The following is a 17,499-nucleotide window of genomic DNA, read 5'->3' on the forward strand; positions in this document are numbered from 1 at the left end:
AATCAACTCATTGTTATATAAGATTTAAAACAAGCAACGCTGGTAAGAAAATATCCTCGAAGCGCGTCCGTGTGCATTTTTAAAATAGTGCATATACTCACTAATACGCCGCTCGGCGTTCTATTGCGTGGAGTATTTTTATGCTACCTAATAATGCTAGTCGCATCAGCGTAATTGCTGCTGCGGTACTGCTCGCGTTCTCTCTTTCTGCCTGCAGTGGAAGCGGTGGCGGATCTCACTCAACAGCCAAAAATAACCCCGCAACCGGAAGTAATACCGGCTCGGGTGATGGAAGTGGCACAACAGCTAATAATGGTGGTTCAGGCAGTAACGGATCTGGCTCAGGCTCAGGCTCAGGTTCAGGAACAGGCACGGGCTCAGGCTCAGGAACGGGAACCGGAGGTAACGGCAGCGGAGGGACCGGAACGGGCAGTGGCGGCACAACCACTGCAGGCGTGAATACTGTGCTGGGTGATGCCGGTAAAACGGTGACCAGCGTCGGCTCTACGGTGGACAGCCTGGGAAGCCAGATCCCGACAAATAATCCTGTCACATCAACCGTTTCAACCACCGTCAGCGGTGTTGGCAGCGCCGTTGCTACCGTGGGGACGGGCGTCACCTCCGGCATTGGCGATCCGGGTAACGCGAACGGTGTTGGTACGACGGTTCAGGGCGTGACCACGTCGGTCACCTCCTTGGGCAATACCGTCTCTACGGTAGGCACGGGCCTGGCAAGTTCGACATCGGGAACACCGGTTAGCGGCGTAACAGGCCTGACGGGCAGCGTGGTAAACAGTACCGGGCAGTTAGTCAGTAACACCGGTACAGGTTTAACCAACACGGTCAGTAGCCCTGCGGTAGCTCAGGTAACGACCGATACCACGACTGTGGTGAACAAGACGCTGGGCGGTGTACAAGGCGTGACGCAAAGCGTGGGCACCACAACAGGTCTGGGTACTCCGGTCAACGGCCTGCTGACGCAGGTAGGAAACACCGTGAGCGGCGTAGGCACCAACGTTAGCAGCAGTAATAGCGGGCTTAGCGGCGTAGGTCAGGTCGTTCAAAACGTCGGCCAGACGGTGACGGATACCGGTACGCTAGTGAAACCCGCCACCTCGACGACCGGAGGAGGATCGGGCTCTCTCACAGCTAATGCAAATGTGGCGGCCACGAACAACAGCCTGGGTGCGACGGTCAATACAACCCTCAATACCCTGACGTCGGGCGTTACCGCCAGCACAACAACACGTTAACCACCGGTCTACTGACGCCAAAACAGTAAAACGGTTATTGCCTTTCTGCGCCCCTGCTTCAGGGGCGCTTCGTACAGCGACACTCCCCCTAACCGGGAATGATGAACAGGGATAGCGCGATGAAAAACCATTTCCTTTTTTCGCTGACGGGGCTGGTTGTGTTGAGCATGGCCCGCGCCGATACACTGCCCTCTATTATTAACCCTGATAACCCGGCGCAAGTTTCTCGTAACGTTGCCCCAGAACAGACTGAGACCGTCCCACAGCCGAAAGTCAAAATAGAAAAACCGCAGTCAACGCTGACGCCTGAAACGCCCATTACCATTCATCACATTCAGTTTATTGGCGGCACGCGTTATCCCTTGCAGGAATTACTTAAACCCTTCAGGCCTTACGCCGGAAAAACCGTGCCGCTAAAAACGCTTACGGGGCTGGTAAATGATATTACGGCGCGCTACAAGGCCGACGGTTTTCCGCTCTCCTATGCCTGGCTGCCCGATAATAATTTCCAGCAGGGAAATATTAAAATTGTCCTGGTCGAAGGGTACGTGGCGCACAGCGACATAACCAGTAACAACCCCAATATCGCCGCGCGCCTTAAACGCTTGTCAGAAAAAATCATGGCGGAAAAACCGCTGTCTCAGGATACGTTCGATCGCTATAGCCAGCTGATGACCCGCACCCCGAACGTTCCGGTCACGGCCAACGCGCAGCTGCCAACCAATATCTATGGCGCGGCGGCGATGCAGATAACCGGTAATGAGGAGCGGAGCTGGAATATCGCCTCCACGATCGACACCCGTAAAGGGCAAGATTTAATGATGCTGAACGGGACGCTCAGCAACCTGACAAGCTATGGCGATCAGCTTGGCGTGGCTACGCTTATACCGTTAGATAGCAACACGCGAAAAAACTATGTGGGTCTGAACTGGCAGCAGTTTTTAAACGATGAAGGGCTGACGATGCAGATCAAAGGCAGCTATTACCGTGAAGATCCGCGAGATTTTTCCCCCCTGCTCTCTTTGCCCAATAATATTCAGGTCGATTCGAAGCAAAAAACAACGCAATACAACGGCGGCGTTACGTTTGGCTATCCATTGCTGCTGACGCAAAAATCACAAATTAATCTGACTAGCGGTTTTGATTATACCGACCGCCAGGATGACTATGCCCTGCAGGCCAGACTGCAGGGCAAAACCTATAGTCTGGACTCCGTCAACCAACACGCGCGTTATCCGGCGCTGGAAGTGGGTATCAATGGTGCACATCAATTCACAACTGCCAGCATCAGCGGCAGACTCAACGTACGACAGGGTATTGATGCGATGGGTGCCGATATCGTCTCAGTCCCTAAACCCGATATTAATTTTACGCTCACAAAAAGCTATCTGGACGCTGCCTGGCTGTTTGCCGACAAATGGCGGCTATCAACATCCTGGGAGGGAGACTGGTCAAATAACACATTGCCAGAGCCCGAACGCGTTAGCTTCGGTGCCCAGCGCTTTGGCCGTGGATATCAGGACAGTGAAGCAAGCGGTGATTACGGCTACGGCGGGCAGGTAGAACTGCGCTATATCAAGATGCGAAAAGAGAGCACCTGGCTTGCCACCGTCCAACCCTATATCCTGGCCGATACCGCGCAAACCTGGTTTAACACGTCCGGTTTGCCTCATCAGCGGCTCGGGTCAGTGGCTGCCGGGGTGATGATAGGCGATACGCGCCACTATAGCGTCACGGTTGAGGCGGCAAGACCCGTCGGGGATGTTCCGACAGACAGTCGCAACAGGGACTGGCGCTACAGTCTGACGTTCACGTGGAATTTCAATAAAATGCAGTAAGCTTTTCAGCCCTAATACTGACAGGAGCAACGCAGCGCAACGCGTGGGTTGGACAGGCCTCCACGCAGGCCGGTCCGCCTTCGCGATGCAGGCATAAATCACATTTCAGCGCCTGCGGCTTATTTCCCTCCAGGCGCACCTGCATCGCCCCAAACGGACATGCCACCACACAGCTTTTGCACCCAATGCAGCGCGTCTGCTCAACGAGCCAGGCTCCCGCCGTACGGCTGATGGCATGGGTTGGACAGACGTTAGCACACGGCGCATCCTCGCACTGATGGCAACCCACAGCCGTAGTGTATGAACTCCCCTTAACCACCCGAAGGCGAGGCGAAAAGGCATTAGCGGAGACGGCGCCCTGATGCGACACCGCGCAGGCCACTTCGCAGGTGCGGCACCCAATGCATTTTTCCGCATCCGCCATGATAAATCGGTTCATGTGTTACGCCTCGCGTGCATTAAAAACCGGTACTGCACACATCTTACATACTGCCCGATTCAGCGAAGGTGTTATGGGTCAAATAGGAGGCACTCAGCCGGAATTAATATGCTCTTTACAGTACCGCCGTTTCCAGACGGCAGGTGTTAAGCCCGTATGCTTTGAAAATATTTGCCGAAAATAGCCCACGTCATTAAAACCACAGCGGTTTGCCACTTCGGTAAGCGACGCAGAGCCATCCAGCAACAGCTTTTCCGCTGCCCTGACGCGCTGGCGATGTATCGCCTCCGTCAGGGTTAATTGGAAAGTCCGGCGAAATACGCGCCCCAGGTAATCGGCATTGCAATGCAATGCTTTTGCCAGCTGCGACGTCGAAAGCGGTAAATGAAACTGCGTGCGAATAAGCTGCTTCGCCTTCCACGCCATCGCCGCACCAGCCTGATACGCGCTGTCTTCATACCCTGAAGAGAGCGACACCTGCTATAAAATCATCTCCAGCGCCAGCACTGCACGCTAACCTTTATACCCCGGTTCAGTTGGGCAAATAGGGGAGTAGCAGAGATGCGGATTTGGTGGATAAACATAAACAAGAATAATGTCACCTTTATGGATATATAATATTTTTATCAAGCTCAGTGATGCCGAGTTCACGGATTATCATCGACTGAAAGACAATGTGATCTAACCCTCGGTATTGTTTTTTTACAGCAGTTCAGCTCAGGTATACCATTGTCTGACATGCATTTTAGTGTTATTCCATAAAGACACACAGCTAAAAATAAGGACATCCCATGGAATTCACAGAAAGATTAAATGCCTTATCAAATAAAATAAAACAACAACTTGATGTAATTAATACTGAAGAAGCAACAAAAACTGCATTTGTAATGCCATTCATTCATAACGTTCTGGGTTATGATGTTTTTGATCCTTCAGAGGTAACACCTGAATTTGTCTGTGATGTTGGTACAAAAAAGGGCGAAAAAATCGATTATGCTATAATGAAAAATAATGACGTTCAGATACTTATTGAGTGTAAGAAAATTGGCGAACCATTAAATATAAATCATGCTTCGCAGTTATTCAGGTATTTTCATGTAACAAACGCCAGAATTTCAATACTCACCAATGGACAAAATTATAAATTTTTTACAGATCTGGATGCTCCCAATAAAATGGATGAAAAACCATTTTTGGAAGTAGATCTTCTTGATATTGACGAAAATATAATACCTGAGCTAAAAAAATTAACTAAGTCTTCGTTTGATTTAGAATCAATTATCAATGCTGCTGGTGAATTAAAATATGTCAGCCAAATCAAAAAAATCCTGCATTCTCAGCTAAATAATCCTGAAGATGACTTTGTGAAATTTTTTGCATCCCGAGTTTATGATGGGATTTTGACTCAAAAAGTCAGAGAGTCTTTTTTTAACTTGACCAAAAAAGCTGCAAGCCAGTACATAAATGATCAGGTTAATGAGCGACTTAAGTCAGCTATTACCGGCATAACCCCAGCGATCATCGATACTCCAAATGAGTCATCACAGATTGAGGAAGACGAACATAAAGATGAAAGTGATGTGGTTACAACGCTAGAGGAGCTCGAGGGATATCATATTGTTAAAGCAATCACCAGAGCAGTACTGGAGGCACCCCGTATAACTCACAGAGATACCAAAAGTTACTTTGGTATTCTTGTAGATGACAACAACCGCAAACCCCTTTGCCGATTGCATTTTAATCGTACGCAAAAATACATCGGACTTTTCGACATAGAAAAAAACGAAACGCGTCATCCTATAACGACAGTCGATGATATCTATTCCTTTGCTGATATCCTGAAAGCGACAGCAGCTCTATATAATTAATTTTTTACCCAGGCAGCACGCGACGTGCTGCCTCAGCCTGGAACGTCAGGGAAAAAGCCGCTGGCACTACCGTCGAAGTCAGAATGAATGTAAGCCGGATAAAACATAACGACTCCTGATATCCGTGCTTAATTCCCGCCCGTCGCCAAATCCGGACGAGAGTACCAGGTTTGATTTTCTTTAAGAATGATACACATGATGCACACCTTTATTGATGGCGCAGATCGCATTAGCGTATCAGGAATATTAATGTGGAAGCCATGACGGGAAGGGAAAACGGGAGATCGGTACTCTCAAATATGCCCTGCGGCGCTTCGCTGCACGGGCCTACGTAAAACTGCGATGGCAGTCCATGTAGGCCGGGTAAGGCGAAGCCGCCACCCGGCTTTAGCGCATCAGAAACACCAGGTCAGGCCGGTCATCAGCGCGAAGCTGTCGTCGCGGTCGATCATCGGGCTGTTCTTCACGTCGTCAGGCAATACGGTGTAGACCGCGCTGGCGTTCAGGTACAGCTTCTGGGTTAACTGATATTTGGCCGCCAGGCCAACGTATGGTGTCCAGCTGTCACCGGCTGTGTATTCATCCAGACCTGAGCGGCGAGACTCGCTGCCGGATACGCCGTAGTAGTAGTCGTTATAGCTTTCGTCGCTATAGAAAATACCGACAGAGGGCGTCAGGGTCAGGCGTTCCATCCTGATTGGACGGAAGTATGAAACCTCGCCGATCATACCGCCGCTTTCATCCGTGGCATCGCCCGAGACCGCCACTTTCAGCGAGCCCCAGCTTTCGTGGCGGTAGTACGCGCCGCCGAGGAAGGCAGAGGCTTTACGCTCATCAAGATTTTTCATCTGATGGTCGTCGTTGTCATCAGGATCGAAATGCAGCGGCATCCACGATGCGGTCAGGCTGAGTTCATTTTTTGCGTCTTTCCACAGGATCCATCCGCCCGTGGTCTGGCGAACATAAAAGCTCTCGCCTTCGTAGCTAATTAACGGTACTGCGGTAGTATTTTCGTTATAGCCTTTGTAAGGAGACTCATTAAATACAGCCCCCGCTCCTAGTGAAAAGTCACCGGCCATTGCTGAGGATGTTGCAAATAACGTGGCAGCGATGAGTAAATTGTATTTAATAGTCATTACATATAATCCATTAAAATGCCAAACAAGCGAGGCGCATAATAATGGTTACAAATTTGCCAATGCAACGCTGCGGTTTATATAATATTATATACAAAATCATATAGATGGGTGTGCATGATGAATAAATTACAGCTAAAGCCGCGCGAGTTAAAAATTATTTCCGTCATCGCAGCCACCCACAGCATTGGTGATGCCGCCGCCCTGCTGGGCATGGCGCAGGCCAATGTCAGTAAATATCTGTCTGATTTTGAAACGCGGGTTGGGCTCAAGGTTTTTGAGCGCACCACGCGCCAGCTGGCCCTGACCCAGTTTGGGGAAGCGTTACTCCCGTACATTGATGCCACGCTGGATAAGAACCGTCAACTCGTTAATTTTATTGCTGATTATAAGCATGAAAAGCGCGGAAAGGTCACGATCTATGCCCCTACAGGTATCGTAACTTATCTCGCGCGCCACGTGATCCATCAGATAGAAGATATCGGTGACATCCGCATCTCCCTGAAAACCTATAACCTGGATCGGAATGAATTTTCAGAAGGCGTTTCTTTTCCGGATGACTGCGACATTTTAATTACCTATGCGCCGCCGAAAGACGAAAGTCTGGTTGCCAGCGTGTTAACAAAATATTCTGTTACGGCATTCGCTACCGTAGAATATTTAAATAAACACCCCTTAACGGGACCTGAAGGTTTAATTAATCACTCCTGTATTCTCATTGACTCCATGCTGATCGATGATGCAAACATCTGGCGTTTCCGCGTGCACGGCAGTGATAGCGTGCATGACTACCGGGTGACCGGTAATTATATTTGCGACAATACGCAGACGGCCCTGGAGCTGGCAAGAAATAATCTTGGGATTGTTTTTGCGCCAAAAGAGAGTCTGAAAAAAGAATTAACGCAAGGGATGCTGGTTCCCTGCTTCCCGCATCAGGAAGAGTGGTGGCTCGATCTGACGGCCATCTTCCGCAAACGCGAATACCAGCCCTGGCGCGTGCAATACGTTCTGGATGGCGTTCTGAACTGCCTGCGCCAGCAAATTGCTCAGGCCGCCCATGGACGGCCTGAGCTGGGCGATTAGAATAGCCCCAGCGGTTTATCGGAGTAGCTGACCAGCAAACATTTCGTTTGCTGATAATGCTCCAGCATCATCTTGTGGGTTTCACGCCCGATACCCGATTGCTTATAACCGCCAAATGCAGCGTGGGCAGGATAGGCGTGGTAGCAGTTGGTCCAGACGCGCCCGGCCTGAATGCCTCTGCCCATTTTATAGGCCAGATTACCGTTGCGGCTCCAGACGCCAGCTCCCAGGCCATACGGCGTGTCGTTGGCAATCTCCAGCGCCTCCTCCATCGTTTTGAAGGTGGTTACGGCCAGCACCGGTCCGAAAATTTCCTCCTGGAAGACGCGCATGTTGTTCTGACCGAACAGGATCGTCGGCTCCAGGTAATACCCTTCCTGCAGATCCCCGCCGAGCACCTTACGGCGACCGCCGGTCAGAATATCCGCCCCCTCTTTCTTGCCGATATCGATGTAGTTGAGGATGGTTTCCAGCTGTCCGTGCGAGACCTGCGCCCCCATCTGCGTGACGTTATCGAGCGGGTTACCGCTGCGGATAGACTCGACGCGGCGAATGGCCCGCTCCATAAAGCGCTCATAGATGGACTCCTGCACCAGCGCGCGGCTTGGGCAGGTGCAGACTTCGCCCTGGTTAAACGCAAACAGCGCAAACCCTTCCAGGGCTTTATCGAAGAAGGCATCCTCTTCCTCCATCACGTCCGCGAAGAAGATGTTCGGGGATTTCCCGCCCAGCTCCAGGGTCACCGGAATGATGTTCTGCGTGGCGTACTGCATAATCTGCTGGCCCACTTCCGTCGACCCGGTAAACGCCACTTTAGCGATCCGTTTCGAGGTAGCCAGATATTCCCCTATCTCACCGCCCGCACCGTTGACCACGTTAATCACGCCCGGCGGCAGAAGATCGCCAACGATTTCCATCAGCAGCAGCACCGAGAGCGGGGTCAGACGCGCCGGTTTCAGCACAATGCAGTTCCCTGCCGCCAGCGCGGGCGCCATTTTCCAGCTCGCCATCAGCAGCGGGAAGTTCCACGGAATGATTTGCCCGACGACGCCCAGCGGCTCGTGGAAGTGATACGCCACGGTGTCGCTGTCTACCTCACTTATTCCACCCTCCTGAGCGCGAATGCAGGAGGCAAAATAGCGGAAGTGGTCGATGGCCAGCGGCACGTCTGCAGCCATCGTTTCCCGGATCGGCTTGCCGTTATCCCAGGTTTCCGCCGTCGCCAGCAGCTCCAGATTCTGCTCCATCCGGTCAGCGATTTTGAACAAAATAGCCGCGCGGTCCTGAACGGAGGTATGGCCCCATTTATCTTTCGCTTTGTGCGCCGCATCCAGCGCCAGATCGATATCGCGCTTGCCAGAGCTGGCTATTTCGCACAGCGGCTGGCCGGTTACGGGGGTCAGGTTGGAATAGTATTCGCCGTCGACGGGGGCTACCCAGTCGCCGCCAATAAAGTTGTCATAACGAGGCTTCAGCTTGAGGGGAAAACCATACTCGCCGGGCTGGATACGCGATGAGGGAGGATTGTTTGTCATGACCGTCTCCTTGCTGTTGGTGTACATCAAGGGTAGTTCCGGCTGGCGATTTTCTCGCCAACCGGTAACGGCTTTACGACGGGGGTCACGGAGTTTCAGGAAATAATAACGAATCGCGCAATAAATGATCGTTACCGCGACGGCGTGTAAAGCCGATGCGGTTGAAATACTCCAGGATCTGAATCGCCAGCTTGCGGCCCACGTTCAGCCGGTCGCGGAAATCGGCCGCGCAGGTAGAGCCCCGCTCCTGATCCAGCTCGCGGATCAGGTTCGCAAACGCCACAATACGATCGTTACGGTAATAACGATCTTTCACGATCGCGACTATCAGCCCCTGCTGCGCCGCATGGCGCAATACCTGACGCATCACCTGCTCGTCGGTATTCGTTTCGCGGGCCAGATCGCGAACCCACCACGGCTCATCGCCAAACAGCGAGGCCACTTTTTGCCATACTGCCTCTTGCTCAGCGGTGAACCCGGCCTTGTGATCCGGAAGATGCAGCCAGCCGTGGTGGCTTTTGATCGCCCCGCTTTCGCGCATGTTTTCAATCAGCACCAGCACGAGCGCATCGTCTTCCATCGGCAGCGCCATGCGCCGCAGACGCTCACGGCCCGGGCCAGGCTCATCCTGATGCTGTTCATGGTACGTTGCGAGCGTGTTCAGTATCTTACGCTGCCAGCGTGCCGCAACCGGGGCGTTTAGCAGACTGTTTCCAGCCTGAATAAAGCCCGGCTGCTGGGCCAGCAGGCGTAACCCTTCCTCGCTCAGCTGGCGTGCCCATGCAAAATCACGCAGGCTCACCGCACCGCGCTCAAGATGCACCCGCAGCGCGGCGTTATCATCGCTGGCCTGCGCCAGCGCTGCCAGCCACTGCAGATATTCAGGCTTACGCTTGCCGCGTCGCGGTGGATTCAGCGCGACCACCCGCGCCCCGGCCAGCGTTTCCCGCGCGGAAATATCACGCAGTACCAGACGATCGTTGTCTGCAAGCCAGAGCGGTGAATCGAATACCAGTTCGGCAAGATCGTTTTCCAGCAGCGACACGCGTCCGGTGATATGGCTGGCCGCGTGGTGAATATGCAGCGGCTGCCATTGGGTCAGGGGCACGTTTGTCTGCAGGGAGACAATGACGCGTTCAGACGGCTCAGGTGGGGCATCGGCCAGCAGCCAGTCGCCGCGGTTAAGCTGCTCTTTTTCCGCATCCCCGGCAATGTTCAGCGCGATCCGCTGCCCGGCATGAGCACGCTCCGCGGGCTGGTTTTGCGCATGCAGGCCGCGCACGCGCATCGGTTTGTTAACGCCCGTCAGCCAGAGCGTATCACCTACGTTCACTTCACCGCTCAGCGCCGTACCGGTCACCACCAGCCCCGCGCCTTTGACGGTAAACGCCCGGTCAATCGCCAGACGGAAGCGGTGATGGCTGGCGTGGTCACGCGACGAAAGCTGCTGTAAGTGGTGGCGAAGTTCATCGATACCGCGCCCTTCTGTCGCCACGGTGACAAAAAGCGGTGCATCGGCAAAACCATACTCCTGCAAGGTCGCCTGTACCGCTTCGCGCACTTCGCTGACGCGAGCGTCATCCACGCGATCGGCTTTGGTCAGCGCCACGGTCAGCTGCGGGTTACCGGTCAGCTGCAGGATCGCCAGGTGCTCACGGGTTTGCGCCATGACGCCATCATCGCAGGCCACCACCAGCAGGGCATGATCGATACCCCCCACGCCCGCCAGCATGTTGGACAGAAACTTTTCATGCCCCGGAACATCAATAAAACCCAGCACGCGACCGTCAGGCTGGGGCCAGTAGGCATAGCCCAGATCGATGGTCATGCCGCGCTTTTTCTCTTCCGGCAGGCGGTCGGCGTTTATGCCGGTAATCGCCTGCAGCAACGTGGTTTTTCCGTGGTCGACATGACCGGCGGTGGCAATAATCATTTCAACAACATCTCCAGAAATCGCTCTTCATCTTCAAGGCAGCGCAGATCCAGCCACATTCGGCCATCGTAAATCCGCCCGATAACCGGCGCGGGCAGGCCACGCCAGCGCGCCGACAGGGCTTCAAGGTGGCTGCCGCGCCCGTCACGCGGGGTGAACGTGAGCGCTTCACTCGGCAGCCTGTCCACCGGCAGCGAACCGCTGCCAATCTGCGACTGGCAGGGTTCAATGCGAACGTCAAAATCGGGGTAGTGCGGGGCAATGCGCGGCAGCAGTAATTCGGCCTGGGCGCGAATGGAGGCGGCATCGCGGGTTAACAGACGCAGCGTGGGCAGGCGGTCGCCCAGTTTCTCCGGATGGAGATAGAGCCGCAGCGTCGCCTCCAGCGCGGCAAGCGTCATTTTATCGGCTCGCAGGGCGCGCTTGAGCGGATGCTGCTGCAGCCTCGCAATCAGCTCGCGCTTGCCGACGATAATTCCGGCCTGCGGCCCGCCAAGCAGCTTGTCGCCGGAAAAGCTGACCAGGCTGACGCCTGCGGCAATCATCTCTTGCGGCATCGGCTCTTTCGGCAACCCGTAAAGGCTCAGATCCACCAGCGAGCCGCTGCCGAGATCGGCAATCACCGGAATATTCAGTTCGCGGCCAATCGCCGCCAGCTCGCCCTCTTCAACCGTTTTGGTGAAGCCTTCAATATGGTAATTGCTGGTGTGAACCTTCATCAGCAGGGCGGTATTTTCATTCACCGCCGCGCGATAATCTTTCGCATGGGTACGGTTAGTGGTGCCCACTTCATGCAGCGTGCAGCCCGCCTGGCGCATCACGTCCGGAATACGAAACGCCCCGCCAATCTCCACCAGCTCGCCGCGGGAAACCACCACCTCTTTGCCGCTGGCGGTGGCCGCCAGCATCAGCAGCACCGCTGCGGCGTTGTTATTCACAATGCAGGCATCTTCCGCGCCGGTCAGCTGGCACAGCAGGTCCGCCAGCGCCCGGTCACGATGCCCGCGTCCGGCGCCGTCCAGATCGTACTCCAGCGTCACGGGCGCCCGCATGGCCTGCACAACCGCCGCGATAGCCTCTTCCGCCTGCTGCGCGCGGCCCAGGTTGGTATGCAGCACGGTACCGGTCAGGTTAATCACCGGGCGTAACGCGCTTTGCGCTTTCTCATCCAGCCGGTGCTCAACTTCCTGCTCCCACGCCGCGCACCATTCGGGCAAGGCGTTTTCTGACTGAATAGCGCATCGGGCTTCGTCCTGAAGCAGGCGTAACATCTCCACCGTCGCGGTATGGCCAAAACGCTCAACGGCAGCATGAATGCGGGGCTCGCGAAGGAGACGGTCGGTAGCGGGGATCTGGCTGTACAGCGAATGATGAGTAGTCATGAAAGCGCCTGGCGAGTAAATATCTTCCCCCCTCCCGACGGGAGAGGGAGTTAACATGTGGAGGGATTGTACCGCCTCCGACGCCGAAGTGTTATATACCCTAAATAATTCAAGTTGCATGAAGGCGGCGACGCAGTGAATCCCCAGGAGCGTACATGAGTACGTGACTGGGGTGAACGAGGAAAGCCAACGCACATGCAGCTTGAAGTATGACGGGTATAACCCGCGTCAAGCCTTTGGCGGTTCTGTCCGGGCAAAGCTCTCGCGGCTAAAAAGCGTGTCTGCCAGTTTCACCAGCAGCGGACGGTCGACGCACCAGCCAGGGGAAACCCGGCGGAAGTTGAGATAGCCGATGGCGCAGGCAATAGCGATAGTTGCCAGGTTCAGGCTGTCGGTTTGAATCTTTCCCTCCCGGATAAGCTGTTCGCACCTGTCCAGGCTGCGGCTGATTTTTTCCCGCTGGCGTAACAGTTCCGTTTCCGACTGCTGGGCGGCGGGCCTTGCCTGTTCACGCACGGAGGTTAACGCCGCATCCATAATGCCATCGGCCAGGGCTTCAATTTGCTTCACTGCCAGCGCCGCTTTTGGGTCAGCCGGCAGCATTGCAGGGGCAACGCCCAGCAGCTCGATATACTCCGCAATAATAGGGGAATCGAACCAGTATTCACCCTCGTCCGTCACCAGCGCCGGGACTTTCCCCAGCGGGTTGTACTGCGCGACGCCGTTTTCAGCGTTATAGGGCTGTTCATTGATGAATTCAAATTCAATCCCTTTCTCCAGCAGGAGAATCGAGATTTTTCGCACGAAGGGACTGGTGTAGCTACCGATGAGTTTCATTGCCTGATCCTTGATGCCGGAAAAAAGTCAGTATGGATCAAGCGATGAAAAAAGGGCAGGTATGCGTGTCGCATTCCTGCCCTGGAAGGATTAGTGATCGAGGTAGAGGTAGTGCATCCAGCTGGTCATGCGCAGCAATACTTTACGCATCACCGAGACGTGGGCGAAATGGTCCGAGTAGACCGCCACCTGGGCATAGATACCGTCTGGCAGCGCATCGACTTCCGCATTCGGATCCAGCTCAATCGTACCCAACACGCCGTCCGTTCCCGGCACCACCGTCAGCGACTGCAGCGCGCCCTGCGCCTGATAGGAGCCTCCCGGCACCACCGGCAGAATCGCGGTGAGCTTCCCGGAGAACACCTGGCCCGGCAGCGCGTTAAACACCACCTCCGCTTCATCGCCCGGCTTCAGACGCAGCAGCGAGTTCTGACGGAACTGGGCCACGATCTGACGCTTCTGTTCAGGAATAAAGACCATCACCGGACGCAGCGGCAGCGCGGCGGCGTACGTCCCCGGACGGATCAGCACCTGGGTGATGTAGCCATCGCTTGGCGCACGGACCACGGTCTGATCCAGATTGTATTTCGCTTCAGCAAGCTGCGCGCGTAAGGAGGCAATCTGCGACTGCTCGCCGTTCACCATGCTGTCCAGCTGGCTTTGAATCTGCGTCTGTTCGGCAACGGAGCCTTTCACCATCGCATCCTGTGCGAGATAATTTTGGCGCGCGTTGTCGATATCGCTTTCAGAAAACGGATTCACCTTTGCCTGGCTGCCTTTCAGGTAGCGCTGATAATCTTTAAACAGACGATCGCGTTCAGCCGACACGCGGGTGGTATTGGCGACCGCTTCCGAAAGCTGCGCTTTCAGATTGTCGATATTGTGCGTTGCGGTCACCAGGTCGGCCTGGAGTCTGTCGACGCGTGCCTGGTAGCGGCCCGGATCCAGTTTAAATAACACTTCGCCTTTTTTAATAAGCTGGTTATTTTTATCGGTCACTTCACTGACCACCCCGGTAACCTGCGGCGTAATTGGAATAGAAATAACCGCCTTTTGCGCCGTAAAGGTGTACGGATGGTTATAGTTCATTAACAGAATAAGCCCGGCAACAATAAACACCCCGCCTAATGTCGCGGTGGCAAGCGTCCACTGGTTTACCGGAATACGGAATATTTTAAAAATCACCCAGGCAAATGCCACATAGGTCAAAATAATTAACAGATCCATGATTAGCGCTCCAGCGTGTTCTTATCAGCGGTGGGCTGTACCGCGGCCAGCTTTTGTTCTAATTCGGCCACACGTTTGGCCAGCGCATCCATGCCCGGAACCTCATCAGGCTTGGTGATGTGGTTTTGCATCCCCCAGCCGCGATCTTCACGGTACAGCGTGGCCCATATCCACAGGAACGGCCAGATGGCATGGAGCGTAAACAGGCTAATCCAGCCTGCCGTGTGAATCGCATCGGCATGCGGATGGTTTCGCTTTTTGGCCATATTATAAGGAATGTCATGGATGGCGATGATTCCATAAAAGAGAACCAGAAATACAAAAATCAATACGCCCAGCGCAAAATAGTTGAGAAACATATTCTCCTCACTTAAACAACGTCAACTCATTGAATTAATAAAACAGTACGCAACCTAATTAATTTATTTTGAAATACAGAAGGTACACTGGTTATTTCAGAGCCGGGGAGTATCGTTTTTTATAATATCTCCGTGCAAGTTTATAAGCGTGTCAAAATATATCCTGAATAATAATATACTTAACCTTACAATATGAGCGTAATCCACGTTTTAACTTTTCGCCATACCACACATCAAAAGTGGTTTTTTAGCTTAACGTGTCGCGCTATGCCATCCTGACGCCGAATCGCTAAGCAGAGTTTGCCGCCGATCACAGCCGGAGAAATCTGCATAAAAATATTTTGTGAAATCAGTCACAATCCAGAAACAAACCCACAAAACCAAATCGTGACAACCATCACAGAAAAGGGTGGTTTTTGCCGCATTTCTCGCCATCGCATTTTTTTTACCCACCTTTTTTGTGACTAAGATCACTTCATTGACATCCACACCCCCTACCTTTACGTGATGTGCGTCACATAAATTTTCGCTGTCTGGACAGTTGAACGATTCAGTGCCAGATTTCACAGCATCAGAACAGGGCCCGGCTACCTCTGCCGCCTCATTAACAATAAACCTCGGGCCGCAAGCCTAAGCGTAAACAGAAGAAGGGGTGTTTTATGTCATCCGATTTCAAGATCAAAGTTCAAAGCTTTGGTCGTTTCCTCAGCAACATGGTGATGCCAAATATCGGCGCGTTTATCGCGTGGGGTATCATCACTGCATTGTTCATTCCGACAGGGTGGTTGCCTAACGAAACGCTGGCGAAACTTGTTGGCCCAATGATTACCTATCTCCTGCCGCTGCTCATCGGTTTCACCGGTGGTCGTCTGGTGGGCGGTGACCGTGGTGGCGTAGTGGGTGCCATCACGACCATGGGTGTTATCGTCGGTGCGGATATGCCGATGTTCCTCGGTGCAATGATTGCCGGTCCTCTGGGCGGCTGGGCGATTAAGAAATTCGACGTCTGGGTTGATGGTAAGATCAAATCCGGCTTCGAAATGCTGGTGAACAACTTCTCTGCGGGCATCATCGGGATGATCCTCGCGATTCTGGCGTTCCTCGGCATTGGCCCAGCGGTTGAAGTGCTGTCTAAAATTCTGGCGGCAGGCGTTAACTTTATGGTGGCGCACGACATGCTGCCGCTGGCGTCTATCTTCGTTGAACCGGCGAAAATCCTGTTCCTGAACAACGCCATCAACCACGGTATCTTCTCGCCGCTGGGTATTCAGCAGTCTCACGATCTCGGCAAGTCTATCTTCTTCCTGATTGAAGCCAACCCAGGTCCGGGTATGGGCGTACTGCTGGCGTACATGTTCTTTGGTCGCGGCAGCGCTAAGCAGTCTGCTGGCGGTGCGGCAATCATTCACTTCCTGGGCGGTATCCACGAAATTTACTTCCCGTACGTGCTGATGAACCCACGCCTGATCCTGGCCGTTATCCTTGGCGGTATGACCGGCGTGTTCACCCTGAGCGTGCTGGGCGGCGGTCTGGTGTCTCCAGCTTCTCCGGGTTCTATCCTGGCGGTGCTGGCGATGACGCCAAAAGGGGCGTACTTCGCGAACATCGCGGCCATCTGTGCGGCCATGGCCGTCTCCTTCGTGGTCTCTTCTATCCTGCTGAAAACCAGCAAAGTGAAAGAAGACGACGATATTGAAGCGGCGACCCGTCGTATGCACGACATGAAAGCCGAATCCAAAGGCGCGACCCCGCTGGCGGCTGGCGACGTGTCTAACGACCTGAGCCACGTGCGTAAAATCATCGTTGCCTGTGACGCCGGTATGGGTTCCAGCGCAATGGGTGCAGGCGTGCTGCGTAAGAAAGTGCAGGATGCGGGTCTGACCAACATCTCCGTCACCAACAGCGCCATTAACAGCCTGCCGCCGGACGTTGACCTGGTCATCACGCACCGCGACCTGACCGAACGCGCCATGCGCCAGGTGCCGCAGGCACAGCACATCTCGCTGACCAACTTCCTCGACAGCGGCCTGTACACCAGCCTGACCGAACGTCTGGTTGCGGCGCAGCGTCACGAAGACAACGAAGTGAAAGTGCGCTCAAGCCTGCAGGACAGCTTTGACGAAAGCAACGCCCACCTGTTCAAACTGGGTGCGGAAAACATCTTCCTCGGTCGCACAGCAGCAACCAAAGAAGAAGCGATTCGCTTTGCCGGCGAGCAGCTGGTGAAAGGCGGCTACGTTCAGCCTGAATATGTCGACGCAATGCTGGAACGCGAAAAACTGACGCCAACCTACCTGGGCGAATCCATCGCGGTGCCGCACGGTACGGTTGAAGCGAAAGATCGCGTCCTGAAAACCGGCGTCGTATTCTGTCAGTATCCGCAGGGCGTGCGCTTCGGTGAAGAAGAAGACGACATCGCCCGTCTGGTGATTGGTATCGCCGCTCGCAACAACGAGCACATTCAGGTGATTACCAGCCTGACCAACGCGCTGGACGATGAGTCTGTCATTGCGCGTCTGGCGAGCACCACCAGCGTGGAAGAAGTCCTGGCACTTCTTAACAAATAAGTCCTCTTCCCTCTCCCCCATGGGGGAGAGGGCTAGGGTGAG

General features: G+C 54.0%; 15 protein-coding genes and 3 pseudogenes. 7 read left to right on the forward strand and 11 right to left on the reverse strand.

The window, feature by feature from the left end; all coding sequences use genetic code 11:
• Window positions 1–288 precede the first annotated feature (288 nt).
• The 3 genes from SPH27_RS18300 (at window position 289) to SPH27_RS18310 (ending at window position 3,091) form a co-directional block, all read left to right on the forward strand.
• Window positions 289–459 carry a hypothetical protein gene (locus tag SPH27_RS18300; protein WP_318155491.1) on the forward strand — a complete coding sequence of 57 codons (171 nt, stop codon included), beginning with the start codon at window positions 289–291 and terminating at the stop codon, window positions 457–459.
• Window positions 456–1,253 carry a collagen-like triple helix repeat-containing protein gene (locus SPH27_RS18305; protein ID WP_233476971.1) on the forward strand — a complete coding sequence of 266 codons (798 nt, stop codon included), beginning with the start codon at window positions 456–458 and terminating at the stop codon, window positions 1,251–1,253. The genes SPH27_RS18300 and SPH27_RS18305 overlap by 4 nt, the downstream gene beginning before the upstream one ends.
• Before the next feature lie 119 nt (window positions 1,254–1,372).
• Window positions 1,373–3,091 carry a ShlB/FhaC/HecB family hemolysin secretion/activation protein gene (locus tag SPH27_RS18310; RefSeq protein ID WP_182071959.1) on the forward strand — a complete coding sequence of 573 codons (1,719 nt, stop codon included), beginning with the start codon at window positions 1,373–1,375 and terminating at the stop codon, window positions 3,089–3,091.
• Here the strand turns inward: SPH27_RS18310 and SPH27_RS18315 are convergent.
• Entirely contained in the window at window positions 3,075–3,530 is a 456-nt protein-coding gene (locus tag SPH27_RS18315; protein WP_182071957.1) for a 4Fe-4S dicluster domain-containing protein, read from the reverse strand. The two genes, SPH27_RS18310 and SPH27_RS18315, sit on opposite strands and share 17 nt — an antisense overlap.
• 93 nt (window positions 3,531–3,623) lie before the next feature.
• Window positions 3,624–3,965: pseudogene (locus SPH27_RS18320) on the reverse strand (helix-turn-helix domain-containing protein); the annotation flags it as partial.
• 60 nt (window positions 3,966–4,025) lie between these two features.
• Here SPH27_RS18320 and SPH27_RS23120 point away from each other — a divergent pair.
• Together SPH27_RS23120 and SPH27_RS18325 are read left to right on the forward strand one after the other, a co-directional pair.
• Window positions 4,026–4,148 (forward strand): annotated as a pseudogene (locus SPH27_RS23120) (hypothetical protein); the annotation flags it as partial.
• 173 nt (window positions 4,149–4,321) lie between these two features.
• Entirely contained in the window at window positions 4,322–5,398 is a 1,077-nt protein-coding gene (locus SPH27_RS18325) for a type I restriction endonuclease (RefSeq protein WP_033147017.1), read from the forward strand.
• 35 nt (window positions 5,399–5,433) lie between these two features.
• On the opposite strand, the pseudogene SPH27_RS18330 reads toward SPH27_RS18325, so the two are convergent.
• Together SPH27_RS18330 and SPH27_RS18335 are read right to left on the reverse strand one after the other, a co-directional pair.
• Window positions 5,434–5,505 (reverse strand): annotated as a pseudogene (locus tag SPH27_RS18330) (type II toxin-antitoxin system HicB family antitoxin); the annotation flags it as partial.
• Window positions 5,506–5,793: 288 nt separating this feature from the next.
• Window positions 5,794–6,534: a MipA/OmpV family protein gene (locus SPH27_RS18335; protein ID WP_182071955.1), complete on the reverse strand. Its 741-nt coding sequence runs from the start codon at window positions 6,532–6,534 to the stop codon at window positions 5,794–5,796.
• A 117-nt stretch (window positions 6,535–6,651) separates the two neighbouring features.
• Here SPH27_RS18335 and SPH27_RS18340 point away from each other — a divergent pair, with 117 nt between their 5' ends.
• Window positions 6,652–7,617 (forward strand): LysR family transcriptional regulator, encoded by a 966-nt coding sequence (locus SPH27_RS18340; RefSeq protein ID WP_182071953.1) that lies wholly within the window; start codon window positions 6,652–6,654, stop codon window positions 7,615–7,617.
• Here SPH27_RS18340 and aldB read toward each other — a convergent pair.
• From aldB to SPH27_RS18375, 7 genes are all read right to left on the reverse strand, one after another.
• The gene (gene aldB / locus SPH27_RS18345) at window positions 7,614–9,152 is read right to left on the reverse strand and encodes an aldehyde dehydrogenase AldB (protein WP_023309928.1); all 1,539 of its coding nucleotides are present in this window, start codon (window positions 9,150–9,152) and stop codon (window positions 7,614–7,616) included. The two genes, SPH27_RS18340 and aldB, sit on opposite strands and share 4 nt — an antisense overlap.
• Before the next feature lie 85 nt (window positions 9,153–9,237).
• Window positions 9,238–11,085 (reverse strand): selenocysteine-specific translation elongation factor, encoded by a 1,848-nt coding sequence (gene selB, locus SPH27_RS18350; RefSeq protein WP_182071951.1) that lies wholly within the window; start codon window positions 11,083–11,085, stop codon window positions 9,238–9,240.
• Complete coding sequence (gene selA / locus SPH27_RS18355; protein ID WP_182071949.1) at window positions 11,082–12,467, reverse strand: L-seryl-tRNA(Sec) selenium transferase; 1,386 nt, start codon at window positions 12,465–12,467, stop codon at window positions 11,082–11,084. Before selA ends, selB begins: the two co-directional genes overlap by 4 nt.
• A 228-nt stretch (window positions 12,468–12,695) precedes the next feature.
• The gene (locus SPH27_RS18360) at window positions 12,696–13,304 is read right to left on the reverse strand and encodes a glutathione S-transferase (RefSeq protein ID WP_033147022.1); all 609 of its coding nucleotides are present in this window, start codon (window positions 13,302–13,304) and stop codon (window positions 12,696–12,698) included.
• Between the two features lie 90 nt (window positions 13,305–13,394).
• A complete protein-coding gene (locus SPH27_RS18365) occupies window positions 13,395–14,531 on the reverse strand; it encodes an HlyD family secretion protein (protein WP_045887682.1) in 1,137 nt (378 codons plus the stop codon).
• Between the two features lie 2 nt (window positions 14,532–14,533).
• Window positions 14,534–14,890, reverse strand: coding sequence for a DUF3302 domain-containing protein (locus tag SPH27_RS18370; protein WP_008502729.1), 357 nt, complete (start codon window positions 14,888–14,890; stop codon window positions 14,534–14,536).
• Between the two features lie 252 nt (window positions 14,891–15,142).
• Entirely contained in the window at window positions 15,143–15,379 is a 237-nt protein-coding gene (locus SPH27_RS18375) for a hypothetical protein (protein WP_143345925.1), read from the reverse strand.
• Between the two features lie 170 nt (window positions 15,380–15,549).
• Between SPH27_RS18375 and SPH27_RS18380 the strand changes: the two genes are divergently transcribed.
• On the forward strand, window positions 15,550–17,457 hold the full coding sequence (locus tag SPH27_RS18380) for a PTS mannitol transporter subunit IICBA (RefSeq protein WP_023309922.1): 1,908 nt from the start codon (window positions 15,550–15,552) through the stop codon (window positions 17,455–17,457).
• Window positions 17,458–17,499 lie beyond the last annotated feature (42 nt).

It is taken from the genome of Enterobacter sp. A103, assembly GCF_034427535.1.
GTDB lineage: Bacteria > Pseudomonadota > Gammaproteobacteria > Enterobacterales > Enterobacteriaceae > Enterobacter > Enterobacter asburiae_B.

Coding starts and splice junctions, on each gene's coding strand:
- SPH27_RS18310 (WP_182071959.1), top strand. CDS start 1,373: ATGAAAAACCATTTCCTTTTTTCGCTGACGGGGCTGGTTGTGTTGAGC.
- aldB (WP_023309928.1), bottom strand. CDS start 9,152: ATGACAAACAATCCTCCCTCATCGCGTATCCAGCCCGGCGAGTATGGT.
- selB (WP_182071951.1), bottom strand. CDS start 11,085: ATGATTATTGCCACCGCCGGTCATGTCGACCACGGAAAAACCACGTTG.
- SPH27_RS18370 (WP_008502729.1), bottom strand. CDS start 14,890: ATGTTTCTCAACTATTTTGCGCTGGGCGTATTGATTTTTGTATTTCTG.
- SPH27_RS18340 (WP_182071953.1), top strand. CDS start 6,652: ATGATGAATAAATTACAGCTAAAGCCGCGCGAGTTAAAAATTATTTCC.
- SPH27_RS18335 (WP_182071955.1), bottom strand. CDS start 6,534: ATGACTATTAAATACAATTTACTCATCGCTGCCACGTTATTTGCAACA.
- selA (WP_182071949.1), bottom strand. CDS start 12,467: ATGACTACTCATCATTCGCTGTACAGCCAGATCCCCGCTACCGACCGT.
- SPH27_RS18365 (WP_045887682.1), bottom strand. CDS start 14,531: ATGGATCTGTTAATTATTTTGACCTATGTGGCATTTGCCTGGGTGATT.
- SPH27_RS18360 (WP_033147022.1), bottom strand. CDS start 13,304: ATGAAACTCATCGGTAGCTACACCAGTCCCTTCGTGCGAAAAATCTCG.
- SPH27_RS18300 (WP_318155491.1), top strand. CDS start 289: ATGGAAGTGGCACAACAGCTAATAATGGTGGTTCAGGCAGTAACGGAT.
- SPH27_RS18325 (WP_033147017.1), top strand. CDS start 4,322: ATGGAATTCACAGAAAGATTAAATGCCTTATCAAATAAAATAAAACAA.
- SPH27_RS18315 (WP_182071957.1), bottom strand. CDS start 3,530: ATGAACCGATTTATCATGGCGGATGCGGAAAAATGCATTGGGTGCCGC.
- SPH27_RS18380 (WP_023309922.1), top strand. CDS start 15,550: ATGTCATCCGATTTCAAGATCAAAGTTCAAAGCTTTGGTCGTTTCCTC.